Source organism: Rickettsiales bacterium Ac37b (assembly GCA_000746585.2).
Classification (GTDB): Bacteria; Pseudomonadota; Alphaproteobacteria; order Rickettsiales; family Arcanibacteraceae; genus Ac37b.
In genome coordinates, this window is record CP009217.2 from 44035 (window position 1) to 69195 (window position 25161).

Annotated in this window: 24 protein-coding genes and 1 other RNA gene; 10 read left to right on the top strand and 15 right to left on the bottom strand. The window is 30.9% G+C overall.

All coding sequences use genetic code 11. The features are described from left to right. Nucleotides 1–284: 284 nt before the first annotated feature. On the bottom strand, nt 285–1208 hold the full coding sequence (locus tag NOVO_00235; GenBank protein ID AIL64459.1) for a hypothetical protein: 924 nt from the start codon (nt 1206–1208) through the stop codon (nt 285–287). 461 nt (nt 1209–1669) lie between these two features. On the opposite strand from NOVO_00235, the gene NOVO_00240 reads away from it, so the two are divergent. Then, nucleotides 1670–2062: a Transposase gene (locus tag NOVO_00240; protein AIL64460.1), complete on the top strand. Its 393-nt coding sequence runs from the start codon at nt 1670–1672 to the stop codon at nt 2060–2062. A 152-nt stretch (nt 2063–2214) separates the two neighbouring features. After that, nucleotides 2215–2523, top strand: a complete 309-nt coding sequence (locus NOVO_00245; GenBank protein ID AIL64461.1) for a hypothetical protein — start codon at nt 2215–2217, stop codon at nt 2521–2523. On the opposite strand, the gene NOVO_00250 is transcribed toward NOVO_00245, so the two are convergent. The 4 genes from NOVO_00250 to ftsW all read right to left on the bottom strand — a co-directional run bounded on the left by NOVO_00250 (nt 2520) and on the right by ftsW (nt 7842). Further along, nucleotides 2520–3671, bottom strand: coding sequence for a hypothetical protein (locus NOVO_00250; protein AIL64462.1), 1152 nt, complete (start codon nt 3669–3671; stop codon nt 2520–2522). The two genes, NOVO_00245 and NOVO_00250, sit on opposite strands and share 4 nt — an antisense overlap. 752 nt (nt 3672–4423) lie before the next feature. Then, entirely contained in the window at nt 4424–5518 is a 1095-nt protein-coding gene (locus tag NOVO_00255) for a hypothetical protein (GenBank protein AIL64463.1), read from the bottom strand. Nucleotides 5519–5577: 59 nt separating this feature from the next. Next, nucleotides 5578–6675, bottom strand: coding sequence for a UDP-N-acetylglucosamine--N-acetylmuramyl- (pentapeptide) pyrophosphoryl-undecaprenol N-acetylglucosamine transferase (gene murG, locus NOVO_00260; protein ID AIL64464.1), 1098 nt, complete (start codon nt 6673–6675; stop codon nt 5578–5580). A gap of 27 nt (nt 6676–6702) precedes the next feature. After that, entirely contained in the window at nt 6703–7842 is a 1140-nt protein-coding gene (gene ftsW / locus NOVO_00265; protein ID AIL64465.1) for a Cell division protein FtsW, read from the bottom strand. A gap of 532 nt (nt 7843–8374) precedes the next feature. Here ftsW and tsaA point away from each other — a divergent pair. The 6 genes from tsaA (at nt 8375) to NOVO_00295 (ending at nt 13316) form a co-directional block, all read left to right on the top strand. Continuing rightward, on the top strand, nt 8375–8977 hold the full coding sequence (gene tsaA / locus NOVO_00270) for a putative peroxiredoxin (GenBank protein AIL64466.1): 603 nt from the start codon (nt 8375–8377) through the stop codon (nt 8975–8977). Between the two features lie 11 nt (nt 8978–8988). Further along, nucleotides 8989–9936, top strand: coding sequence for a Thioredoxin reductase (trxB, locus tag NOVO_00275; protein AIL64467.1), 948 nt, complete (start codon nt 8989–8991; stop codon nt 9934–9936). Between the two features lie 3 nt (nt 9937–9939). After that, nucleotides 9940–11508, top strand: coding sequence for a putative protein involved in outer membrane biogenesis (locus NOVO_00280; GenBank protein AIL64468.1), 1569 nt, complete (start codon nt 9940–9942; stop codon nt 11506–11508). Nucleotides 11509–11530: 22 nt separating this feature from the next. After that, nucleotides 11531–11827, top strand: a complete 297-nt coding sequence (locus NOVO_00285; GenBank protein ID AIL64469.1) for a hypothetical protein — start codon at nt 11531–11533, stop codon at nt 11825–11827. 38 nt (nt 11828–11865) lie between these two features. Then, nucleotides 11866–12342: a deoxycytidylate deaminase gene (locus NOVO_00290; protein AIL64470.1), complete on the top strand. Its 477-nt coding sequence runs from the start codon at nt 11866–11868 to the stop codon at nt 12340–12342. Nucleotides 12343–12946: 604 nt separating this feature from the next. Further along, an RNA gene (locus NOVO_00295) (bacterial RNase P) lies at nt 12947–13316 on the top strand. A 35-nt stretch (nt 13317–13351) separates the two neighbouring features. Here NOVO_00295 and NOVO_00300 read toward each other — a convergent pair. From NOVO_00300 to NOVO_00330, 7 genes are all read right to left on the bottom strand, one after another. Continuing rightward, a complete protein-coding gene (locus NOVO_00300; protein ID AIL64471.1) occupies nt 13352–13759 on the bottom strand; it encodes a hypothetical protein in 408 nt (135 codons plus the stop codon). After that, the gene (locus NOVO_00305; GenBank protein ID AIL64472.1) at nt 13737–14870 is read right to left on the bottom strand and encodes a hypothetical protein; all 1134 of its coding nucleotides are present in this window, start codon (nt 14868–14870) and stop codon (nt 13737–13739) included. The genes NOVO_00300 and NOVO_00305 overlap by 23 nt, the downstream gene beginning before the upstream one ends. 15 nt (nt 14871–14885) lie before the next feature. Then, nucleotides 14886–15269 carry a hypothetical protein gene (locus NOVO_00310; protein ID AIL64473.1) on the bottom strand — a complete coding sequence of 128 codons (384 nt, stop codon included), beginning with the start codon at nt 15267–15269 and terminating at the stop codon, nt 14886–14888. A 156-nt stretch (nt 15270–15425) separates the two neighbouring features. Next, nucleotides 15426–15680: a hypothetical protein gene (locus tag NOVO_00315; protein AIL64474.1), complete on the bottom strand. Its 255-nt coding sequence runs from the start codon at nt 15678–15680 to the stop codon at nt 15426–15428. Then, nucleotides 15643–15873, bottom strand: a complete 231-nt coding sequence (locus NOVO_00320; protein AIL64475.1) for a hypothetical protein — start codon at nt 15871–15873, stop codon at nt 15643–15645. The genes NOVO_00315 and NOVO_00320 overlap by 38 nt, the downstream gene beginning before the upstream one ends. After that, nucleotides 15874–16320, bottom strand: coding sequence for a hypothetical protein (locus tag NOVO_00325; protein ID AIL64476.1), 447 nt, complete (start codon nt 16318–16320; stop codon nt 15874–15876). Nucleotides 16321–16391: 71 nt separating this feature from the next. Further along, entirely contained in the window at nt 16392–16760 is a 369-nt protein-coding gene (locus NOVO_00330) for a hypothetical protein (GenBank protein ID AIL64477.1), read from the bottom strand. A 136-nt stretch (nt 16761–16896) separates the two neighbouring features. Here NOVO_00330 and NOVO_00335 point away from each other — a divergent pair, with 136 nt between their 5' ends. Further along, a complete protein-coding gene (locus tag NOVO_00335; GenBank protein AIL64478.1) occupies nt 16897–17271 on the top strand; it encodes a hypothetical protein in 375 nt (124 codons plus the stop codon). A 450-nt stretch (nt 17272–17721) separates the two neighbouring features. Here NOVO_00335 and NOVO_00340 read toward each other — a convergent pair whose 3' ends face one another. Beyond that, complete coding sequence (locus tag NOVO_00340) at nt 17722–18603, bottom strand: Ankyrin repeat protein (GenBank protein AIL64479.1); 882 nt, start codon at nt 18601–18603, stop codon at nt 17722–17724. Between the two features lie 176 nt (nt 18604–18779). Then, nucleotides 18780–22505, bottom strand: coding sequence for a hypothetical protein (locus NOVO_00345; GenBank protein AIL64480.1), 3726 nt, complete (start codon nt 22503–22505; stop codon nt 18780–18782). Between the two features lie 284 nt (nt 22506–22789). Here NOVO_00345 and NOVO_00350 point away from each other — a divergent pair, with 284 nt between their 5' ends. Further along, nucleotides 22790–23719 (top strand): Patatin-like phospholipase protein, encoded by a 930-nt coding sequence (locus tag NOVO_00350; protein ID AIL64481.1) that lies wholly within the window; start codon nt 22790–22792, stop codon nt 23717–23719. 954 nt (nt 23720–24673) lie between these two features. Here the strand turns inward: NOVO_00350 and NOVO_00355 are convergent. Then, nucleotides 24674–25156 carry a hypothetical protein gene (locus NOVO_00355; protein ID AIL64482.1) on the bottom strand — a complete coding sequence of 161 codons (483 nt, stop codon included), beginning with the start codon at nt 25154–25156 and terminating at the stop codon, nt 24674–24676. Nucleotides 25157–25161 lie beyond the last annotated feature (5 nt).

A 25161-nucleotide genomic window follows, 5' to 3' on the forward strand; every position in this document is an offset into this window, starting at 1 on the left:
TTAAATTGCCTTTAGGTCTCCTAAAACCCTAACTTTTCTAAAAAAAATCAGGCAGCTTGATAAAAATATAAATTGAGATATTAGGTTCTGTGAAGGTTTCTCAACAACTGTTTTCTTAGCACTTTTTGGCTGCAAAAAAAGCTTTTATTGCTTAAAATATATTAATATTCCTTCGAATAAAAGCTATTTTTTCGCTCAAAAATTTGCTAAAAACCATATTTTTTAGAAAACTTCACAGAACCTAAGCCTCTTGTTCAATGTGCAGGTTGAAATAGAATTTTTCTTTATAATTTCCGATAATTAGGAGTGATTTTTTGTTCTCGAGCTTTTATTTTTTCTGCCATAGATCTTGTTTTAGTTTCTTCTTTAATAGTATTTTTTATATTTTCCTGAAACTCTTCGGATAGTTCTGTAATAAACATTTTTAAACTATTTTGTCCAAAAATAGCTTTGATTTTATCAATAAATTTTTCTATAAAAGGCATTTTATCGAGCATAGATTGCTTTTCTTGAAGGTTTTCGTATAATTTTTCTGTTTCAGAGATAATTTGATTGACGTTAATCTGGGATAAATGAGTGTGATTTTCTTTAAAATATAAACGCTCTATAGATTCTCTAATCTTATTAATAAAGTCTTCTTTATTGTTACTGGATTTAAATTCTCTATCTATGTATCTTACAGCATCTTTAATCATTGTATTATATTGTGTACTTAGTTCCTGGAGCTCTGCCTTGTCATTTTGTTTGATATGCTCTGGAAGGCGATTAATATCAGCCCCCCATCTAACTAATTCTTTTCTTACTTTTTGGATGTCACATATGGAAAGAGGGGTTTTACCATCTATGTTTTGTATATTTAACTTGTCACTATTTCTTTGTAATATTTCTTCAAATGGTTTACCCATTTCTTGTGCAAGCAATCCGCCACCTGGATCTTTATTAAGATAATAAATTGCTCTATGTAACTCATTATTTTGAAATTTATTATCTTTTTCAAACATTACATGGCTTAATACTTCAGTATTTGCTCCTGGAATATTAGGAATACGGTCATGTTCTGGATTAAATATACCAGTTCTAATAAATATTTTAAGTATTTCAAGCCTGTCTTTGGTGGCTATATTTAAAAATTTATTCTTTTCTTCTAAAAATTTAATTATATCCTTTTTATTAAATTTTTTATAAGTGTCTGCTCCAGATTCAATCAATAATTTTACTACTTCTTTTTGATTACTACAAATTGCATAATGAAGAGGAGGAATATGCTCTGGTCTAGTTGGGTTATTGGTATCTGGTTCTATGAAACTACCTATTAAAAAGGGATAATTTTTTAGTAAACCTTTAACTACTTTGGTATTACCTTGCTCTATTGCTACTGCAAAATATTTATGAGTTCTATCTAAATTAAGATCAAAATCATTTTTAAATTTTAAGGCTTCAAATTTCAGTTCTTTTTTCTCAATTTCTGTGAGTTCCCTTTCTTCTTTTTTCTTTCCATCACAGAAAATAGTTATAGTTGTAGAGCTTTTTTGAGTTAATTTGGCCCCATTTTTTAATAAAAGCTTCTTAGTGTTAATATCTCTACAATGATCAATTATAGTAAATTAAGTTGATAAAGACATGATATATGATATATTAAAAAGCTCATAAACCCAAAACAGTAGAAGCAATGGCATATTCCTTAGATTTACGTAAAAAAGTAATTCACTATGTTAATAAAGGTTATACCAGAGAAGAAGCTGCAAGAATTTTTGGCATAGGTGAAAGAACAATTTATAGATGGTTATCGAGATCGAAATCCGGGAATTTAGCAGCCACACGAGCAGCTAAGCCATGGAAGAAGCTTGATCCAATCAAATTATTAAACGAGGTGTCTAAAAACAGCAATTGGCTATTATCTGATTTTGCAAAGGTTTTTAATGTGTCTACAGCTGCTATCTGTTTGGCATTCAAGACTTTGGGGATCACACGAAAAAAAAGACCACACTCTATCGTGAACGGGATGAAGCAAAACGGCAATTATTTTTGGCAGCTATCGCAAACTATAAAGCGGAAGATATAGTTTATATTGATGAGAGTGGAATTGATAGCTATTTGTACTATTCTTGGGGATACAGTCTCAGAGGAAGTAAAGTTTATGGTGATATCTCAGGTAAAAAACATGATCGAGAAAGCTTTATTGCAGGTAAGGTTGGGAAGAAAATTATTGCGCCAATGTGTTTCAAGGGCACATGTAATACAGAAGTTTTTAACGAGTGGGTTAGTCAGTGTTTGGTGCCCGAACTAAGATTTGGTCAAGTTGTAATACTTGATAATGCAACGTTCCATAAGTCAGCTAGAACTAGGAATTTAATAGAAGATATAGGCTGTAAACTTTTATTCTTACCACCTTACTCTCCTGATCTCAACCCAATTGAAAAATATTGGGCTCATTTAAAAGCTAAAATCAAACCTATCATTACTAATTTTAATAACCTTAGCGATGCTATTGATTATGGCTTCTCTATGCCATTCTCAACTTAATTGACTATACTATCGGATATAGCTTTGCCTTCCTTATGCCCAATTAAAATTGAATCACTTTTTTCTGGTTTTTTATTTTTTTGTATTTTATCTATAGTAGAAGCAAGTTTTTCTATATATTCAGTATTATTACTATTTTGTAATACATGCTCTTTAACCATATCAAAATCTTTCATATTAACTAATGTTGATGCTAGCCATTCTGAAAACTTTGCATGAACTTTAAAATCTGTCTGAATTCTAGAAAGGCGATTTGAAAAATGCTTTAATTCTTTTTCCTCGGCATCAAGAAGTGGACGCGTTTTTTTTAATTCGTTATAAGCATTTATACCCTCACTCAAAACCGCCATTTGCTCTTTTCTATATTGATTATCATGCTCAAAAATATGTTCTAAATATTCTTGACTTTCTCGGGTCTCTATACCTTCTCCTTTACTGATTTTTTCATGTATAGTATATATTCTCTTTCTATAATCAGAGTCTTTATAATAACTTTTATGATAATCATCCAGTTTATTACCTAAATGATTTAAGTGTTTTTCAATTTCTATCTCAGAAGATAAAGCAAGATTAGAATCAAACCCTAAATTAATTTGAGAGGTTGGTTGTACAGATATATAACCATTTTGTACTTCTGTAATTTCATTACGTACAACCTGTATCCTCGTTTCTAAAGCTGAACCTTTAAGAATTGGGTTACCTAAAATTAAACTCATAGCTGCAGATAAATAACTTTCCGCTAGAGAATAATTACCATTTACCATTGCTAAACGTGCTTTATCAATATTATCTTTTATTTCTTTTATCTTACTTTCCGCATCCCTTCTAATTCTCTCATCTTTTTCATTGGTAATCTTTATAATTAATTGTTTTGCCTCTTTGTCTTCTTCTGAAAGCACTGTATCATTAAGTAACAAAGAAGCTTTAGATAATACTTTTGTAATCATTTCATTAGCCGTCATTTCTATTGCTCCCACTACTTTTGAAGCATTCTTATCAGCCTTAGTAGAATTTGTTACTTGTATATCTTCATTTTTATCTTGTATTTCTAGGCTTGCATTAATTTTCTTCATAATCTTATCATTATTGATAGAGTTTTCTTTTGAGAGTTTACTATTGTAAATTGTCTTCTTATCCTTACTTGACATTGTGCCCTCAACCTAAAATATTATAATTTTATATTTAAAACCTTTTTATTATAAATATAGAACGTAAAAGTTAATATTTTACTATTTTGTTAAATATATATATTTTTTTTACTATTATTATATAAAACGCTTTAGAATTTATAGTATATATTATTAAAGATTAATTATTTATTAAAAATAATTTAACAGCTTTTATAAAAAATAAGAATAGCTTGTGAATAACATAATATATCTTTCGCTTCTCCATTAGGTAAGAAGTATAGTAAAAACAGTTGAAGTTTGATACAAGGAATGAGGAGCAAAGCCTACTAATTGCTAGGTGAGCAACGAATGACGCCGTATGCAAATTCAAATGTTTTTACTATAAAGGATAAAATGACCACTATTTTCTTTACCATTGTCATACCCATGAAAATGGGTAGCCAGTAATAATGGTAAAGATACCCGCATACGTGGGTATGACCTATCTGGTACTTATTATTGTGCTACTTTCTTTGTCAGTGCTTTCGCAAGAATAAAGAAATCTTTTTTAACCATGACTATAGCGAATTAATTTGTAATAGGGATAGAAACGAGGCGCGAAATGTACTCATAGCTACTAAGCTAACCGAGTGACGACGTCCCTATGACAAATTAAAAAGCTATATTTGTATGAGAGTGAAGAGCTAGCTAAAACACTCAAGTACAAATGTTTAATTTATTTGGAATATATACAATATCTTAAAAGTTTATTTATCCGATCCAGAAGAACTTTATTTATTATATCTTGAAGCTGGTAAAAACGGATCATCTGAGCTTTTATTACCATTTTTAATAGCATCAACTACATTACTAGGTAACGGAGGTGGTAGTAATACTGGTAACGCAGGTGAATCTTGAGATTTCGATTTTGAATCTCCTTTATCTATAGTATTAGAAGTTGTCGGAACAGGCGCTACTGGTGTAAATGCTTTATCCTTATTATTAGATGGTGGAGCATTATTACCAGATGGTGGAACTACAGGAGACGCTACATTTTTTTTAGTATTAATAGATCCTGAAGAATTAGGAGTAGTAGATTTTGTAGATTGAGACGGCATAGGCAATATTGTTGGCTTTGAATTTTCTTTTTTATTCTGAGATTTAACAGTAGAACCTGCAGATATTTTAGAAGTACTACTTTTATTATTAGACTTCTTATTATTCACTGCATCTTTCTTGACACCTTTCTTGGCCGGAAATTTCTCTTTTACTTCTTGTTTTATTGTCTTAATATCATTTGAAATCTTTGTTTGCATGTCCTTTGGATTTTTAAATACCACTGGCTTAGGGGGTATTGATTGTACCTTTGGAAATTCATTATTAACCTTGCCTTTAGTTTCAATTGCGGTAGGTTTTGTATTTTTATTTAGAATTTTCTTATTTGTGTCCTTTTCTTTATATGCCGCTGCAGGTAAACATTTAATTGGTCTAGGTTGTTGCATTTGACTACTAGAAGATGTTTTACCTAAATTCTGAATATCTTTCTTGGCTTCAATAGTGGCATTTTGATTTGTCTTAGACCGTTTAAATAAATTTTTAAATTTTTCTCCTATACCCTGTTTATTTTTATTAACAGTTGCCACAGTATTCTTATTCTTTGGAGAAACAACAATAGGCTCTTTTACCTTCCGAACAGGAGGAAGAGTAGAAGCCTGAATTTGCGCTAAATATTTCTTATTTCCTTCCGGTACTCTCCTTTCTGCTTGAGCAGTGTGAGATTTTGTAAACACAATCAATTGACCAAAAGATCGTCTAAATTGTTGAAAATCTCCTGAACACGAAATTAACGATGTAGATATCACTAACAATAATACTGCTCTCAACATTTCATCCAACCTTTTAGTTTTACATTACAAGATACAGTACCATATTTAATCATATAAAATCAATGTGAAGTTTTATTCAATACCCCCTGAATTAACTCAGATAATTTTTCTGCTGCATCTGGGTAACATTTCTCTGCATTATTAGATGCTTTTATTAATAAAGTAGGATCATTTAAAAACTCTTCTAACTTAGCTGAAAGCGTATCAGCATTAAATACATCTTGTGGTATAAGGAAACCAGCCCTCTTATCGGCAATAGTAGTAGCATTATACATTTGGTGATTAGATGTAGCATAAGGATAAGGCACCAAAATAGCTGGCCTAGAAGTAACCGTTAATTCTGCTACAGTAGAGGCTCCTGCCCTAGATATAATCAAGTGAGCCTCAGCAAATTTTTTATGTATATCATTAAAAAAAAGTGTTAATTCTGCGTTAACACTTAATTCCTTGTATTTAGTTCCTAATTCTTTAATTTCTCCTTGACGACATTGTTGAGATATTATAATACGACTACGTTCTTCAATAGATAATTTTGCTAAAGCTTCTGGCAATACCTTAGTAAATATATGAGCTCCTTGGCTTCCACCTATAACCAGTATAGATAATTTTCCACCAGGAATAGGAGCATTATAAGGTATTTTACTTACATCTCTCATTTTTCTTCTGATAGGATTACCGCAAAACACTACTTTTTGCTTATCAGCATCTTTCACTGCTATTACATCCGGAAAAGAAGTAGCAATTATTTTAGCATAACTCGAAAAATACCTGTTCACTTTACCAAGTACAGAATTTTGCTCATGAATTATCACATCAAGCCTAAGTAATTTTGCTGCCATTAAAGTAGGAAATGAAGGATATCCCCCAAACCCTACTACAAGGGCGGGTTTTATTTTAGCTAATTCAAATAAAGCAGTAATAGTACCTATAGTTAGTTTTAATATAGACATAATACGGCACATATATCCTCTGCGCATTGAAGCAGCCGATACAAAATATAATTCAAGCCTTTCGGATTCTTTTAAATATTTTTTACTTCTTTTATCCGTAATCAGTATTACTCTGTAATCTTGATTAATTAATTCTTCTGCTAGTGCATATGCAGGAAATATATGACCACCCGTTCCCCCAGAAGCAAGTACTATTGTTTTATTCATAAAAAAAAATCTCTCTGATTGTTTAAACTATAAAATATATTCTTTACTACCTATTTTTATCATACCATATCTTCTCCTTGTCATAGCCAATATCATGCCAACTGTCATCGCAACTGCAATCATAGAAGATCCTCCATAACTTATAAATGGTAAGGTCATACCTTTGGTAGGAAACAAATGCAAGGTTACTCCTATATTTATTATAGATTGTATACCAAACTGCATCAATAAACCTACTGTAGCAAAAATTACAAATACATTATTTTCATTACTTAATCTTATAAAACTTCTAATAACTATAAATCCAAACAATAATACCACAATTATACAAGTAATAATTCCTAATTCTTCCCCTATTACCGCAAAAATAAAATCAGTATGTGAATCAGGCAACAACTGCTTAACTGTACCTTCGCCTGGCCCTTTTCCATATAATCCACCATTAATAAAAGCCTCTATTGATTTTTTAATTTGATAACTATTATTCGATGAAGGATCCATAAAACTATTAATTCTATGAGCAACATGAGGTAAAAACATATAAGCTAACAATAAGCCCGCTATTAATAAGATAATACACGATATAACAAAAGCAAGTGATAATCCAGCCAAAAATAATTGTCCCATCCACACAAATGATATTACCACCACCATACCAAAATCAGGTTGTGATATTATTAGTAATATTAATGGCAGGTATAATAATAAAGCTAATCTAAATGAAGGAAACTTATGATATTTGTATCGTAATGATAAAATCCAGCCAGTAAGCACAGCAAAAAATGGTTTAACAAATTCAGATGGCTGCACTGATAATCCTGCTATATATAGCCATCTCTTTGCTCCTTTAATTTCAATTCCATTAAATAATACTATTATTAAGGATAGTATACAAAAAGCAAATCCACACACACAGAACAATTTTATAACATTAGTTGATAAACAGGAAATTATAAAAATAATAACTAATGATAAAGCTAAATAGCATAATTGCCTGCGTACAAAATAAAACGATTCTACACCTATACGCTCAGCTACTGCAGGACTAGCTGTAGCAACCATTACTGCACTAAATGCAATAATAATAAATAATACTAATAAAGTTAAATGGTCTACCGTCCACCACCAACTACTTATAACACTATTTTTATGGCGATTAAGCAACATACTAACATTTTTTATATTACAGCTGAATTTAATACTAATACTATTTGATAAAAATTCCAGCTATTTTTCTCAATCATTGACAATACTATAAGTAGTACTTAATAAAAATGATAATTATACACTACTTATATCATAATTACTAAACCTCAATTCCTACTTATAGCTTCAGCAATTTAAATATTACTTTGTTGTTCGTTGCCTACAATAGCATTTCTAGGCTTTCTGCCTCACGCCTCGTATTATTTTAAATTGCCTTTGCTATATCTAGCCACTATCTAGCATATAAAATTGTTTTTGTCCTCTATAATTTTAAATCCTTCTATAAACAAAAAAATTAAAAGAAAATATAGATAATTATTGCAACCAACATATATTTAATGATATCTATTTTAAAATATAAGGGAAGTTTTAAGTGATACAAATTTCTCATACATTTACTTTAAAATTGATTTTTTAAACCAATTTTGGTTAGTTTGTATAAATTTTATCATAAATTTTAGTATAATAATTGTTTGAATATAGGAGCATATAAATGAGCGTATTAGTTGGCAAACAAGCACCAGATTTTACGGCAAAGGCTATAATGGCTGACAATGACATTAATGAATCGTTTAATTTAACAAAATATTTGGATAAAAATATGGGCATCGTATTTTTCTATCCTTTAAACTTTACCTTTGTGTGCCCATCTGAAATTATTGCTTTTGATAATCGTTTAGGAGAATTTTCTGCTATAGGTACTAAGGTAATAGGCATTAGTATTGATTCACACTTTAGTCATATAGCTTGGAAAAATACACCTATAAAAAATGGGGGCATCGGAATGGTACAATTTCCTTTAGTGTCTGATATAACTAAATCAATTGCACGTGATTATGACGTATTAACTGGCGATGCAATAGCTTTAAGAGGTACTTTCCTAATTGATAAAAAAGGTATAGTACGTCACCAAGTTGTAAATGATCTACCACTAGGCAGAAATATAGATGAAGCGTTACGTATGGTTGATGCCTTAATATTCTCTGAAGAGCATGGGGAAGTATGCCCAGCAGGCTGGAATAAAGGTAAAGAAGGTATGCAAGCAACACATGAAGGGGTATCACATTATTTAGCCTCTCATGCTACAGATCTCTAAGGAAAATAGTTATGAATAAGATCTTACATAGTAAAGTTCTTATCTTAGGATCAGGACCTGCTGGCTGTACAGCTGCTATATATGCAGCACGTGCTAACCTTTCCCCTATTCTTATTCATGGCGTGCAAGCTGGTGGACAGTTAATGATTACTACTGACGTTGAAAATTATCCCGGATTTGCAGACGTAATCCAAGGTCCTTGGTTAATGGAACAAATGATTAAACAAGCTGAACATGTAGGTACACGTATCATTCAGGATAATATCAATGCCGTTAAATTAGATACAAGGCCTTTTCAGTGCTCTGGTGATTCAGGCACTCTTTATACTGCAGATAGTTTAATAATCTGTACCGGAGCCCAAGCTAAATGGCTTGGACTTCCATCTGAAGACAAATTTAAAGGATTTGGAGTATCTGGATGTGCTACTTGTGATGGCTTTTTTTACAAAAATAAAGAAGTATTAGTTATAGGTGGTGGCAATACTGCTGTAGAAGAAGCTTTATATTTGACAAATCATGCAAGCAAAGTAACCATTATACATAGAAGAGATAGTTTTAGAGCTGAAAAAATCTTACAAACTAGGCTCTTAAACCATCCTAAAATCCAAGTAGTTTGGAACCATATTCTCGAAGAAGTGATAGGTAGTGATTCTCCTCCAAATGTTACAGGTGCTAAAATTAAGGATGTTAAAACTGGTATAATTACAGAACTAAAGGCTGATGGTATATTTATTGCTATAGGACATACTCCTAATACATCTTATTTTGAGAATATTTTAGAAGTTGATCAAGATAAATATATTATTACAAAACCTAACAGTACTGCAACCAATATAGATGGTGTATTTGCTGCTGGTGATGTACAAGATAAAATATATCGTCAAGCTGTAACTGCTGCTGGCACTGGATGCATGGCCGCACTGGAAGCAGAAAAATTTCTTAACCATAGTGAGTCATGAGCTATGATCAGTTATAAAAACACTAAGAGTATTATTATTATTTCTTCTATAGTAATATTCTTAGTGTTTATTATATCTTTTGTCCCTATACCAATTTCAAAGCAAAGTATTACAGATGCCTTCTATAAAAATACTAAATTACGGTTAGTCATTAACGGCAATACTATCTTGTCTTTGACTCCTAATGTATCAATTACTGCTACCCAGGCCTATATTACAGATGAGAATAATAATCTTATTACTTCATTTCAAGAACTAACTTTAAATATGAGTTTTAAGTCATTATTTTTAGATAATCTCAATATACATAATATATTAATTAAGAAACCTATAATATTTTTAGATAAATTACTTGCTACAAAACCTTCTTACTTAGATAATAGTAATATTGTTAATCTTATTAAAGAAACCATACCAAGCCAAAGCTTTAAAGGAAATTTAAACCAATTTATTATTGAAAATGCTACTGTTTATCTTACTACAGGAGATGAAAATAGTATATTAAACTCTGTTAACATTAATGCTACATTTAATAATTCTTTATTACTTGCATTAATTTCTTTTAATAAATTAAATGTGAATTGCAATACTACAATTACTACTAATTTGCTAACACCATCTTTATTGGTAAACCAAGATTCAAAATTCAATTTAGTAACATTGCTTTCAGGTGGCAATCTTGGTGTTAGAACTAGTAAAATTACTGCCCAAGGACAGATTAATTTTAGTAATGACACAGTATATATTAATACTAAAGCGTTAACTAATAACCTGAATCTAAACTTGTTAGCAAATATTTATACTCTTCCTTCGTTAAATAATAATCTCCAACCTACAAGCAATAGTATTTCTTTGATGCCACGTATTTCTATTAACTTATCATCTATAGATACTCAAATAAACCAATTTACCATAGATAAGCTTGATTCTACTATTGAAATTGCAAATGGTAATATATTATCAAATTTTACTGCATCGTTATTAGATACTAACACTTCTGGAAAGATAATATATTATAATAATAAAAATCAACCTTATGTTTCAAGTTCTTTTAAAATAGATAATCTTGACCTTACTAAATTAAATGATACTACTCTTAATGACACTTTAAGTGGTACATTACAGGCAGAAATGACTTTATCTGCTTTCATTTATAGCATTAATGCATTCAAAGCTAGCTTAACGGGTAATGGAAGAATTAATATCAATAAAGGATATATTAATGGTGATAAATTTGCTCCTATTACTGATATGCTAAGCACAGTAGTAGGTGCGAATGTTAATGTCAATCCAGTAAATTTTCAAAATATAACCGGAACAATACAAATTAATAATGGCTCTATTGTGAATAATGATTTAATTATAGATGCTGATAAATGTTATCTTACAGGCAGAGGTTCTTATAATCTTTATTATAATAATATTGATTATAAACTAATTCCAGCTAAGCTAATTAATACCATGTATGCTGGAATTGAAACTGGATTAGTGATCGAAGGTACATTAGATAATCTGGTATGCAAAATTGATTTAAAAAATTATATAAATTACTTAAATAATAAACGTCCATAACTGTTAAATGAAGGATCATATAATGCCTAGGATCAAACATATTGCAACTTCTCTGTTTGTACTATATATAATATTCTTTGCTTTTGCTAATAAGCATTCAGTAACTCTCTATTTATTTCCTTCTGAATATCAACTTAAAACACCTGCATTTTTGCTAATATTATGTACGCTTTTAATTGGTATGATAATGGCAAAATTGATCGGTTTAACAAGTATGGCTAAATACTATGCTCAAGTTAATTTACTGAAAAAGCAATTAGAAACTTTAGAAGAATATATAAAACAACATGACACTACTAACCCTAACCACAATAAGTAATCGCTATGCACACTAAACATAACTGGGATTCATATTTTATGACAATGGCATATTTAGTAGCTACTAAAAGTAAGGATCCTAGTAGCAAAGTGGGAGCTGTAATTGTTGGACCAGACCATGAAGTTATATCTACTGGATATAATGGGCTACCACGTGGGTTACTAGATACAAAAGAGCGTTATAGTAAGCCTCTCAAATATAGCTTAATCAACCATGCAGAAGAAAATGCTATATTAAATTGTAGTAGAATTGGTACATCAACTAAGGGATGCCATCTATACGTACCTTGGATTCCATGCTCATTATGCACCAAATCTATTATTCAATCCGGTATAATAGAAGTTATATACCATGAAAATTGGCCTGGAAATTCGTGTAAAGAAAGTGATTGGGCTAAAAGTATAGAGCTTTCTAATCAAATGCTTAAAGAAGCGAAGGTAAATTTACGCAGTTATACTGGCAATATAATTCCTATCACAGGAATGTATCAAGGAAAATATTTTGATTTATATTAGGTTCTGTGAAGTTTTCTAAAAAATATGGTTTTTAGCAAATTTTTGAGCGAAAAAATAGCTTTTATTCGAAGGAATATTAATATATTTCAAGCAATAAAAGCTTTTTTTGCAGCCAAAAAGTGCTAAGAAAACAGTTGTTGAGAAACCTTCACAGAACCTAGATTAATGCTTTCGCTACTCCTCTCCGGAGAAAGCAAAAATAAAGGTAACAAAATAGAGCTGCTTCTTGCATAAATGCTATTAAATTGGTTCCGACAACTTAATTTTGAAGCAACCCATCTTTAAGTAAGTATGGGTATATGGGCATCGTAATAGTCAAGAATATAATATATATTTCACTTCTCCCTATTTGAAGAAGTCATGAAAAATTATAGATTCTCCGCGGATGGGGATATATTAAATAATTAGATCTATTAAACCCTCACCCTCGGAAAGCAAAGCTTTCCTCGACCTCTCCTTAATGGAGAAGTGAAAAAGAATATCCAACAAAATCTTCTCCTTCATGTAAACATAATATATTTTTTATTTATTAAGATTATTTATTTTTTCCTGCATAATTGATTTACTTCATTAATGATTTATGCCATAATTTAATATAGCTGAGCCAGATGATCGGGTAACCGCTCTGTCTTTTATAGAATGAGAGGAAAGTCCGGACTCCACGTAAACATAGTTCCGGGTAACGCCCGGCAAGGGAAACCTTAGGGAAAGTGCCACAGAAAATATACCGCCTAAATTTATTTAGGTAAGGGTGAAAAGGTGCGGTAAGAGCGCACCGTGTTTCAGGTAACTGAAATAGCAGGGAAAACCCAACTAGGAGCAAAACCAAATAGGAATAACATTTAAAACAGTTTACGGTTTTCGTTATTCGGGTAGGTTGCAAAGAGGTTAATGGTAACATTAATCCAAGATAAATGGTTACCACGTATATTTTATATACCATACAGAATCCGGCTTATAGACTATCTGTGCTCAGCTTTATATTACACGCCTATGATTTAATTCCTTATTATATAACTATTCCTTTTGTTCTAAAACCACTTATACGTAATAATTGGTAATCTTTATTTCCCTTAACCCATATCGTATAAGATTCTAGTAAATGTAACGTAAGCATTCTGCTTCCATACTTACAGTAGTATATTAGACCATATTTTTTTAACTCCTCTTTCATAATCTTTTCCTGAGATCTATCTTCACACTTAGCACCAGATTCTTCTAGTACCTTAATTACTTCCCGCATATCCGAATCTAAGGGAAATTCTTTTTTTAAGGCTGTATTTAATTCTTCATAAGTTTTGTATTTTTCGAATTTAAATGGTCTGTTATCAAACAATTCTTTGGCAATTAAATATGAGAATAATAGGGCAATAATTATTAAAAACTTTTTCAATCTAAGGGTTCCCCAAATTATCATTTAAATGGTCGTGATTGATACCTGAAAGTTTGATATGTATTTTATCATTGAAAAAATTCATAATTCTATTTTCACATTCCTCTTGGTTGTTAAGAACCCTCATATCATATTCTGTTTTCAATTTTGCAATTTCCGTTGCCAATAATGATCGTTGGGAAAATTCATACTCTGCATATAAAGCACCATACTTAAGATAAATATCACCACAACGAGTCTTTCCTCTTGCATGGCATTCTGCATCTGCTATTGCTTGTAATTCACTTCCTTTTGCCGTTTTATCACTATCATGTGCAGTTAATAAATTGTTCTCCCTTTCCTCAAATAAAGCTTTAGTTTCTTTCTCTACCATATGATTACACTCTTGACGTAACTTTGATAATTCTGATTTATGAACAGTAATTATAACTTCCCAATTAAGTTTTAAATCTTGCATAAGCTGTTCAAAATTAGCATATTCTTGTAGAGATTTTATTTGATCTGCTTTTATATTTTCTTTATTTTGCGCCATAATATAATCTAAGCCAAGCACCTTAAATTCTTCTTCAGTATATTCGCCGTACTTAGCAAGATTAGCTTTATATTCTGCATTATTTTCTAGAGAAGTTTTAACAAACTTATCCATAATTGTATGGTCTAAACGGCCATCAACACCAGGAGCCCATAGCTTCTTTTCAAGCAATATAGGTCTTAAATCAATACCAATAGATTTTGCCATTAAATAACCTACGGTATTACTATTCTGCACATGACAAATTACGGGAGGACAAAAAATAACAGGAACCTTATAATCATAATTACCATTATTTACTCGCTCACCTATTTCCCACATCTTATCCATCTTGGCTTGTATTTCGGCATCTGTACCGGTTATGGTATAGATTTCTATTTCATTTTTTGGATTCCAATCACTATGTATTAAGTTCTCGTTTGATTCAACATATGGTACATATACTACTTTTAAATCATCTTTTAACATACTATTATACTGAGGCCCGGCTCTTAAAATTTTCTGTTCGCCTTTGCTATTAGTATTAATAATATATATATGTTGAGCAAGCCCTGCTGTCCATTCTACAGATCTTACAAATATTTTTATATTTGACTCTGCCATATCTCTTACTCCTTATTATATAACTATTCCTTTTATTCTTATGCCACTTATATTCGTTAGTTTATAAGCTTTATTTCCTTTAACCCATATGGTATAGGATTCCAACATGTGAAGCGTAAAAACACCGCTATCATACTCACATCTGTATAATACATCATATTTTTTTAAATCATTTGGTAATGATTCATGTTGCGATCTATCTTCACACTTAGCACCAGATTCTTCTAGTACCTTAATTACTTCCCGCATATCCGAATCTAAGGGAAATTCTTTTTTTAAGGCTGTATTTAATTCTTCATAAGTTTTGTATTTTTCGAATTTAAAAGGTCTGTTATCAAATAATTCTTTGGCAATTAAATACGAAATTAGTATGGCTAGAACTATTAAAAACTTCTTCATCTAAAGATTCTCCTCTATCTATGGGTAGAACTTAAATATTGTTTAAATTATTTAAAAATAATTAATGATAATAATATATGATTTTAAGTTTAGGACAACCATAAATTGTATAAAGATAAGTCAAATCAATGAATGGCACGAGCCAAAACTAGAAAATCAACCATCTTGACTATATAGCAAAGCCTCAGCATGTCTACGCCTAATTAATCCTGGTAATTTATGCCCTCCTCCATATATCCACCTCATAAATTCACTTGACACCCTGCTGTGCTCATGATTGTTTATTTTCATACGTAACGTCGATCTTTGTAGGGCAGCCCCACCTACATTAAACGTAAAAGATACTAAAGCAGAAAATTGATTTCGAGTTAAATTAATATGTATATTTCTCAGTACAGACCGTTCTGCCAATATTATATCCTTTGTATAATAATTCTTCAGCAGCATCTTTAGTGAGCTTTTCCAAATTTTCACCTGGTAATAGCACATGACCGTAACCTATAGTCTTATAACCCGAAGGGCAATTATATACAGCAAGCCGTAATGATTCAAAATTTTTTATTAAATTAAGTCCAGCCATATTTGTTTGCAATTTTTCCTGCATTTATTTCCTCTTTATTTTATTTAAAGCACGCTGACCAAAATAAAAGCTTATGATAGCTACAAAAATTGCTTGATCATCAACACTCCATAAAATGTCTAGATAAATATAAAGAGGAAGATTAGCTTCCATCATCGAATATTGTAAAATTTTAACTAAAGTATATAGGATAAAAAACGCGTATGCGAGTACTGGACGCACTGTACCATTTAAAGCATCAACCCAATGTATGCCCGTCTTATAAGTTTTATATATAGCTCTTGCTTCCGACATAGCATAGCTAGATTCGATTTCTTGTAACCGATAAGTAAAGCCAGATTTTTGAAGTTCGAGTTGCCTATCCAATATTTCTAATTCGTGTTTTTTATCATTTTTATCCCTAATAATTTTTAAAATTTCAGGACAAATCGAACCTATAAAACCAGCAATAGCTGCTAATAAAGTCACCATAATAATCTCATAATTGTTGTTATTTAATTGTAAATTTGCTATATTAGAATGCTTTCTAAAAGAAATTAAACCTATGATTGATTTTTTAAAATTTGGATAATACTATCAGCAAAACTTATCCATCTCTCACCATTATAAATATATATTTGGTCTTTATCATTAACCCAGAATTGCATACCTTCATTGGGTTTTATAAATCTCCATCCGTCTTGATAATAAGCTATATGCTTATTTTTTGTGACCCACTCCTCTGTTGGCTTATCACCAACAATATAAATATCACCATTTTGGGTAGAATTTGGAGGAGTATCTACATTAATGCTTTTAACTCCTCTATTTAACATAACATCAATAATAATGAACGCTTCGTTAATGATAACTTCCTTCTGAGATTGATTAGGCATTAGTAATGGAATTAATAAATGTGATGTATTTACCATAAATCCTCATTTTTTGTGGTTAATTTAATAATTTTAGTTTTTTTTATAAATAAATGTTGTAGAGTGGGGAATAGAGCTTGGATTATCCAAGTATAAGTACAACATTTAACACTTGTAATAAATAGAGAGGTCTACTATGAAAAAAATAGCTCTGGTATTATGTACTGTAATACTTCCACTCTTTGCAACTAGTTCTTATGCAAATGATAAACATGTTGAGAAATCAGAAAGTGAATATGAAAAAATAAAATCAGATGCAAAAGAAAATTGGGACAAAGTAAAAGAAAAAACTAAAGATCTAACTGATAAAGCTAAAGATAAAGTAAAAGAAACAGCTGAAAAAATTAAAGATAAAACTACAGACACCAAAGATAGTGCTAAAGACAAAGCTCATGATTTAAAGAATCAAGCTAAAGACAAAGCGCAAGATTTAAAAAATAAGGCTGATGATCAAGCTCAAGATTTAAAAGATAAAGCTAAAGATCAGGCTGATAAATGGAAAAATAACTAATTTCAGCTAAAATATAAAAAAACCTTGGTAAATATAAATGCCAAGGTTTTTTTGTTTCTTCATTCAAATTATATTTATTAAAATCCTGTAAAATAATATAGTAAATTAAGTTGTATTTGGGGCCAGGCTAAGAATAAAGTGAAATCTACAAATAGTCCTACTTCCGACAAAAAATTGTAAGTAATGAGCAAGAATGATGTCATATCCGTGAAAACGGGTATCTCATGAATCTGGAACATTACTAGATTACCGCTTTTGCGTTAATGACAAAAAAGAGTATATCTTAATTATAGGCTATATTAAATAATTAGATTTATTAATATACCCCTCATCCGCTCAAAACTAAAGTTTTTCACGACTTCTCCCCTAGGGGAGAAGTGAAATAAGTAATTATTTTTTCTTTCCACAGCTACTGGTGTGTTTTCACTAGTATTTTTTTCATTATCTTCTTTATTGATGCAAACTAGGTTGTGAAGCTTTGCTTCTTTCTGCTGCTAGTTTTTTAACAAAACTAACTTCTTTATTAGGCTCATCATCACGAACATCTTTCATCGCGCTCACTAGGTTATTCATTTCCTTTTCATTAAACCCTGGTACAACATCCTTTAAAATTTTTTTTGTTATTTCTTTTGGAACAGTTTCATCAAAATAATTAGTAAAATTTTTACTTACTAAAACTAAAGGTAGCATCTCTTTTGCAGCATCCATATAAGCAAATATCTTAGTAATCGATAAATGTGGTGACTTTTCTATTACCTCTCTTAATGTTTTAGTGAGCTCTCTACTATTTATAATCTCTTCTTTAAATTTAGCATCTGTAGCATATTTTAATATTAAAGGCTCAAATTCTGGATTAAAGCTAAGTATACACTGAATACTTCTTATATCTTTATTTTTTGCTATTGTACGCAATGCCGTATCATTGTAGGCACGAATCATGTGCTCTCTTTGCTGATCGTCAGGGGTTAATTCTAACAACCTATCCACTATATAGTAATGTGCCTTTTCTGCTGCCAATATAAATACCACGTCATCACTATGGTGAATCATGTGCTCTCTTTGCTGATCGTTAGGGGTTAATTCTAACAACCTATTTACTATATACAAGTGGCCCTTTTCTGCTGCATCTCTAAATGCCTCATCCTTATGCATATGAATTATATTACGAGCAAAAGATGCAGGTATTAAAGATAAAACTGCTTCTAGCATCTTGGAATCAAAAGAATTTAGAGCAGCATGAAAAGCAATTGAATATTGATTTTCAGTTGCATTATCTTCATTAAAATTTGGGTATTTTTCTTTAATTAGGCCGATAGCCTGAGATTTATTCATAATAAATTCCTATACATTTTTTTTAAGCTATATAAGTTATAATAGTTAATCTATAAATTATATAGATATATATCAATATATTTTTATGATTTCTATTATTTATTAAAATTTTAAAAGAGAGTATATAGTAAACAATATATTTCCACCTTTTTCAACTCGCCCTTCCGGATGAAGGGCTAAAGATTTCTCTCATGGCCAGAAGTGAATGAGACACTAATTTTTGCTTTTTTTCCTCTTCCAACTATACTAGAAACTTGATATACATAGAATATTAGACTCGATAGATAGTTTTCTACACAATAGGTATATAGGAAATTATAATCAAAATTACATTCGTTAAAATAAACTGTTTTACTTTCAATAATTTCATTATCTTTACCTATCACTTCAACATCATATACCTCTTTATCTTCAAATAAAGGTATATCAGTATTATCAGACCAGTTACTACTAATTCTTACTCTTCTTACCCAACTAATTTTAATATTTTTATTATTACTATTATAACTATATTTTAAACGCACCGGAGAAAATGGTTTAAGTGCCATACCTTTATAAACAAAACTGTTTGGGGATGGTAAAGCTGTATCTTCTATATCATTTCCTATAGTCATAGCTCTACAAAGTATATTGTTATTTATTAAGTTATATGGGATATCAATTTGTTTTATACGATGATCAAGAAGAATAAATCGTTCTCCTTCACTATGATTATTAACTTCTTCCTCTGTATTTAAACAACCTCGAAGTAGGCCTGATAATTTATATTTAAAAGGTTCAATTAATTCTGCCGTAGTAAACTGTATGATTTCATTACCTATAATAGCAAAATTTGCTCCATTTAATACATTAGATAGAGGTACAGTTTCTAATTCACCATGTATTAAAAAAACTATAATAAAATTCATATAATCAAAATGAGTAATAGGCCCTGCTGCTAATTTATTATATACAGACCCCATCACAGCTGGTTTAATAATAGTGCTCAATCTATAATAATTAATACCTTGATCACGTGAATATAAAATATTAGCTCCTCTCCAACCTCTTTCATTACTAGTTGCCGCTATATATATACAAGCGTTAGTATTTAATGAGGTAGGTAATAATGGAATATCTAAAATATCAAATTCTGTATGGCTTAAAATAACTGCAGGAATATTATTTTTGGACGATATATTTATATCTGCGTTAGAAAAATCACTTTCATAGGTTAATATATTTTCTGATTTTCCGCATATTTGTAAAGTATAGTTGTTTCCTATACATAAATTGGTGATTTTGATTTTGTGCTCAGAAGTATTAGTTATAATATTAACTACATCCCCTGGTTCAAGATTTATATATTTAAACGCTAAACAAAATCTATAATGAGTGCGCTCAGCCCAGCTATTATACAAATTTACTTCAGCAATATTTTTAGCAGCCTGTCTATCTAGCACTATTGGCAAATTTATTGCTTCAATTGCACAACTTGAAGTATGCATATATTCTGCCATTTCTAAGTTTTGTTCATAATTATTTCCTTTATCTATATATAAAACTTCAAATTTTTTTGGTAAATCTAGCTCTTGTGTTCTAGTTATGATTAAAACTTCTTGCTGATTTTCTTGAACTACCAAATTTTCTGCTTTTACCGATAAAACAGGGGATTTAATAGGCAAAGTAAATTTAATTTTGCCATCTGATTCAATAATATCAAAACCATAAGCCTGCTGTAGGAGTTCAATACTAGAGCGTACCTCTTGTTTATCTGTTATAACATATCCATTTATGATGTGCTTTAGGGAAGATACATCAATATCGTATTCGGCTAATCCAACACGTTTACATAAATCCAATATAATAGCTCCTAAACTAGAGAGTCCTAATTTACCATTTACCCAATGACCAAATTTCCAGGCCCCACCATCTCTCCATACATTCATTAGATTAGGCCAAAATGGATAAGGCCTAGCATCCCAGCACCACAGAAACAATCTATCTACCATTTCTGAATGTTTCCATTTCTTTTCTGTCGCTGTTAAAGCTAGACGCTGCGTAGCAAAACCTACCTTACCTCTGGAATATATAGGAAATTTACTTTCTGAACTGGTAGGATCATAAAATACATTTGGTTGATTGGTAGCTCCATCTACAGATGGAAAGCCATATTCGGTAAACCATATTTTTTTTGACTTAGGCTTCCAAGCAGTTTTAGACCCATCTGGATTAAGATGATCATTCTTCCACCAATATTCTATATTTTTCCATGCATATTCTGGTGATAGAGGATGCTTTACATTACGATTATTACCATCATAATAATATTCATATCCTTCACCACTATGCCAGCCATTTATAACTTCTTCTTCACTATAAGAAGATTTACTACCTTCAGTAATTGGGAAATATGCATCTATTCCAATTACATCTATGGAACTTGAAGCCCATAAAGGATCCAAATTATACCATCCGCCTTCAGTATGATGATATTCTGACCAATCCGCTGCATAAGTAATAATTACATTATTACCTAAAATTGTTTTTACTTCCTCCGCAAGCTTGATTAATTCTTCAACTGCTGGAAATTTATTATTATGGTCTCTAATCCTTGTTAAACCTATTAATTCTGATCCTATAACAAAAGCATCCACTTTGCCTACAAGTAATTTTGCATAATGAAGAATAAATTCGTTATAACCTTGAGGTTGTATAAAAAATTCTCTTACTGCATGAGGCAAACCAGTTAAACGTCCACGCCATGGTTTTTGAGGCGTATCCATAAAAAACATAGGATAAAACATAATTTTTAAATTGCGTCTTTTTAACTCTTCTAAATAACGCACTATACTTAGATCATTAATACTACCACCATAGTTAGGATGACCAGCTGCATCCTTACTAATCATATAAGCTGTATCTCGAGTATATTTACTTACTTTCCATAAATCTGGTGATGTAATAACACCCCCTTTATACTCTACGCCAGGTTTTATAGTAGCATTCTCAAGCAAAGTGCTATTACAAAACCAAGTTACAACTGGTGCCACCCATTCTAAGTTTTGACAACTATTCTGTAATTGCTCTAAAGATAAAATTGCATCTGATTTATTCTCTCCACTATTTTGATTAATTTTCTGCTGTTTACCGAGTGGAATAAACAAACCACTATCCGTATGGCCACCATATAGCTTGGCCTGCATACAAGTATCATATACAAATTCTCCAGATCCGGGTAACATAACTATTGATTTGATTAAGTCTTCAAGAGGAGGATTTTTATTATCATGCCTTATAACACTACGCTTTACCTCAAATGTGAAATTAGGTATTCTATTACCGTAATTACCTAAAGGGAAATCTTCTATAATAATGTATGCAAGCCCACGATAAGCTGGTGTTGTACCTACACCTTGATAACTCTCAATTAAAGAATCAGGCAATTGATCTTCCGTGCCTTTATATAACCTATATTTACCATATGTAAGATTTAATCGAGCCGCATCAGCAAAAGCGCTAATTATACCATCAATAGGCCCTTCACCAAGAGCTATAGCTAACGTTACAGTATAATAATAATTACTGTGAATAACTTCACGCCCTCCTCCTCCACCTTTACCACCTATTTCTTCACTAGTAGTTACTTCATGCTCTCTAATTGGAAGTGACCAAATTACATTACCTGCAATACGATTTACACCATATAATATAGGAATTGTTTTACCATAGGTAGAAGTTTGAATTGTTAAATCTGCAAGCCTGCTACCCACAGTTTTACTTGAATTAGAACGTGAAAATAACTGATTATCTATATATCCACCAACAAAAGTTCCTATACCATAACCTATAGCTGCACCTACACTACTTCCAATCGCCCCACCTATCACAGACATAGCTTGACCTAAAATAATTGATGCCATAACTTTAACCTTTATATAATTTAAAAATTTAGAAAATTATTTTAATTTAAGAGTAATATCTTAGGCTATATGCAGCTAATTATCCCCCTTCCAGGCATTTTTGCATGTGGAGAAGTGAAGGATCTATTTCCTGCCTCCTTTACCTCGCGCACTATGATAGAATTTTATCACTATCTATTTTTATTTGACGTTTTAGGTTGAAATAATTATTTATATCAACTGACAAAATTATAATTTCTGCTAAATTAACCTACGATCAGTACCGCATATTATCTTGAGGAAAAATGCTAAAATCTTTTATAACCATTGCTTTGATTATATTACTTAATGCATGTGCAGTTAAACCTGTTACGCTAGTGCCTACCCCTCCACGTCCTCCCATTGTAGAACCAAAAAAAGATATAGGTATAGCATTAGTTTTAGGTGGAGGAGGGGCAAAAGGCCTTGCACATGCTGGTGTGCTTGAAGTTTTAGAAAAAAATAATATACCGATAGATCTTATTGTAGGAACCAGTAGCGGTAGCATTGTGGGAGCTATGTATGCTGATAATCCTGATTATATTTTACTTAAAGCTAAATTAATGAGTGCTAAAAGAAGTGAAATTCTAGATTATTCTTATATAGACACCTTAAAAATTTTTACTAGCTTGACTGGACCAGTTTCAGGCATAGGGCTTGAAAAATTCTTAATTAATAATATAAAAACTAAAAATATAGAACATCTAAAAATTCCTCTAATAATTGTCACCACAGATGCAATTAATAATCAAACCTATATTTTAGATAGCGGACCTATTGTACCAGCCGTACATGCCTCTTCTGCATTATTACCAATTTTCTCACCATTAAAACTCTATGACAAGGTTTTAGTAGATGGAGGATTTACCGATCCTGTTCCAGTCAAAGTTGCTAAAAAATTCTCTCCTAAATTCACCATCGCAGTAAATATCAGTGTACCACCTGCTAAGGAGCTAGAATCTAATTTACTTTTTTTAACTTATCATGCTATCCATATTCTCTATCATGAACTTTCAGATATACAATCAAAATTGGCAGATGTTGAAATTTTACCTACTTTAACTGGCTATGGTATGTTTGATGATAGCAATCGTGAGGCAATTTATAAAGCTGGTAAACAAGCTGCCGAAGCAGCATTACCACAAATTAGACAATATATGAGAAAATTAAACATTAAACCAAAAGTTAGAAGATAAGAAGTATATTAAATTACTATCTATCCTTAGAATTATAGTAATTTGATTTGAATCCGGGACGCAGTTATAGCTGTGGCAGTTTAAATATTACTTTGTTGTTCGTTGCCTAAAATAGTATTTCTACGCTTTCTGCCTCACGCCTCGTATTATTTTAAATTGCCTTTGCTATAGCTCAAAGCTCTTCTACTATAGTAGTTTCAAATGGAATGACTTAGGGAGGAGCCTACGCCTACTAATTGCTAGGAGAGCGACGAATGACGACATATGCATCTTCATTTGAAACTACTATTTTTGTAGCCTTCGCTCTATTTGACCTAGTCCCGAATACAACTTAATTCTTAATTTACTATAGTGTAGTATATATAGTTTTTTACATTTCCTTAGGTTCTGTGAAGGTTTCTCAACAACTGTTTTCTTAGCACTTTTTGGCTGCAAAAAAAGCTTTTATTGCTTGAAATATATTAATATTCCTTCGAATAAAAGCTATTTTTTCGCTCAAAAATTTGCTAAAAACCATATTTTTTAGAAAACTTCACAGAACCTAGAGGAGCTATCCTTGAAAATCTTTGATTTCGTAAGGTTAGGACTCAGCAGGTATAATTTATTTAATATTTTCTTCTTTCACTCAAAATTTAAAGTTTTCTGCGGATTCTTACAAGGTAGAAGTTATATACTGTTCTATTCGCTAACTATACAACAAGCTCTTTTTAGAGAGCTGAATTAATAACTTTAGGACCCGCTATTATTACAAATTAAACTATAATTTTCCCTCAAAAGCTTTTAAAAACAGCTCTTTTACCAAATTAGGTGGACATAACTTAGGAATTTTATTATACATATCTTAATCATTAATTATTAATTAAAGACGCTTTTTATAAACTTTTACTTCGCTATATACAAGCTTTCAAGTGAAATTAAAACATTGAAATACAAACTGGATACCCTCAAATAAACCTAATATAGTTCTCTAAATCTAAATACGGCTGTAATCCGCTTTTTCCATATTGTGTCTAAACGATGTTCTACCACTTTTCTTGCTTTAATATAGGCATGAATAATACTAAATATTTGGTCATTATTATATGTTATATAATTACTTACTAATGCCACGTGCTGTGGATTATCATTAAAATTAAATAACAATATATCTGCGTACTGTAATTGATTAATTTCTATTTCTTGCAAATGCAAAGATAGCTTAGTATATAAACTTGTTCCGTTAGGTATTTTGGGATAGGATGTATTATCACAATCTTTAAGCAACAAATTATCGGATTGCTTAGATAACAATTTAAATTTGGCAGCTATCCCTATTATTAAACCTATACAATCGCAACCACCACAGTTATCTTTAGATTTTTTTAAACGTCCTTGATGATGAAATTTTGTACCTAACCAACTTCTTGCTTCTTCAATAATTTGATCTGATAATTTCATATTAT

Coding starts and splice junctions, on each gene's coding strand:
- NOVO_00350 (AIL64481.1), top strand. CDS start 22,790: ATGCTAAAATCTTTTATAACCATTGCTTTGATTATATTACTTAATGCA.
- NOVO_00240 (AIL64460.1), top strand. CDS start 1,670: ATGGCATATTCCTTAGATTTACGTAAAAAAGTAATTCACTATGTTAAT.
- NOVO_00345 (AIL64480.1), bottom strand. CDS start 22,505: ATGGCATCAATTATTTTAGGTCAAGCTATGTCTGTGATAGGTGGGGCG.
- NOVO_00320 (AIL64475.1), bottom strand. CDS start 15,873: ATGCAGGAAAAATTGCAAACAAATATGGCTGGACTTAATTTAATAAAA.
- tsaA (AIL64466.1), top strand. CDS start 8,375: ATGAGCGTATTAGTTGGCAAACAAGCACCAGATTTTACGGCAAAGGCT.
- NOVO_00305 (AIL64472.1), bottom strand. CDS start 14,870: ATGGCAGAGTCAAATATAAAAATATTTGTAAGATCTGTAGAATGGACA.
- trxB (AIL64467.1), top strand. CDS start 8,989: ATGAATAAGATCTTACATAGTAAAGTTCTTATCTTAGGATCAGGACCT.
- NOVO_00310 (AIL64473.1), bottom strand. CDS start 15,269: ATGAAGAAGTTTTTAATAGTTCTAGCCATACTAATTTCGTATTTAATT.
- NOVO_00285 (AIL64469.1), top strand. CDS start 11,531: ATGCCTAGGATCAAACATATTGCAACTTCTCTGTTTGTACTATATATA.
- NOVO_00355 (AIL64482.1), bottom strand. CDS start 25,156: ATGAAATTATCAGATCAAATTATTGAAGAAGCAAGAAGTTGGTTAGGT.
- ftsW (AIL64465.1), bottom strand. CDS start 7,842: ATGTTGCTTAATCGCCATAAAAATAGTGTTATAAGTAGTTGGTGGTGG.
- NOVO_00280 (AIL64468.1), top strand. CDS start 9,940: ATGATCAGTTATAAAAACACTAAGAGTATTATTATTATTTCTTCTATA.
- NOVO_00245 (AIL64461.1), top strand. CDS start 2,215: ATGTGTTTCAAGGGCACATGTAATACAGAAGTTTTTAACGAGTGGGTT.
- NOVO_00255 (AIL64463.1), bottom strand. CDS start 5,518: ATGTTGAGAGCAGTATTATTGTTAGTGATATCTACATCGTTAATTTCG.
- NOVO_00325 (AIL64476.1), bottom strand. CDS start 16,320: ATGGTGACTTTATTAGCAGCTATTGCTGGTTTTATAGGTTCGATTTGT.
- NOVO_00330 (AIL64477.1), bottom strand. CDS start 16,760: ATGGTAAATACATCACATTTATTAATTCCATTACTAATGCCTAATCAA.
- NOVO_00290 (AIL64470.1), top strand. CDS start 11,866: ATGACAATGGCATATTTAGTAGCTACTAAAAGTAAGGATCCTAGTAGC.
- NOVO_00300 (AIL64471.1), bottom strand. CDS start 13,759: ATGATAATTTGGGGAACCCTTAGATTGAAAAAGTTTTTAATAATTATT.
- NOVO_00335 (AIL64478.1), top strand. CDS start 16,897: ATGAAAAAAATAGCTCTGGTATTATGTACTGTAATACTTCCACTCTTT.
- NOVO_00340 (AIL64479.1), bottom strand. CDS start 18,603: ATGAATAAATCTCAGGCTATCGGCCTAATTAAAGAAAAATACCCAAAT.
- murG (AIL64464.1), bottom strand. CDS start 6,675: ATGAATAAAACAATAGTACTTGCTTCTGGGGGAACGGGTGGTCATATA.
- NOVO_00250 (AIL64462.1), bottom strand. CDS start 3,671: ATGTCAAGTAAGGATAAGAAGACAATTTACAATAGTAAACTCTCAAAA.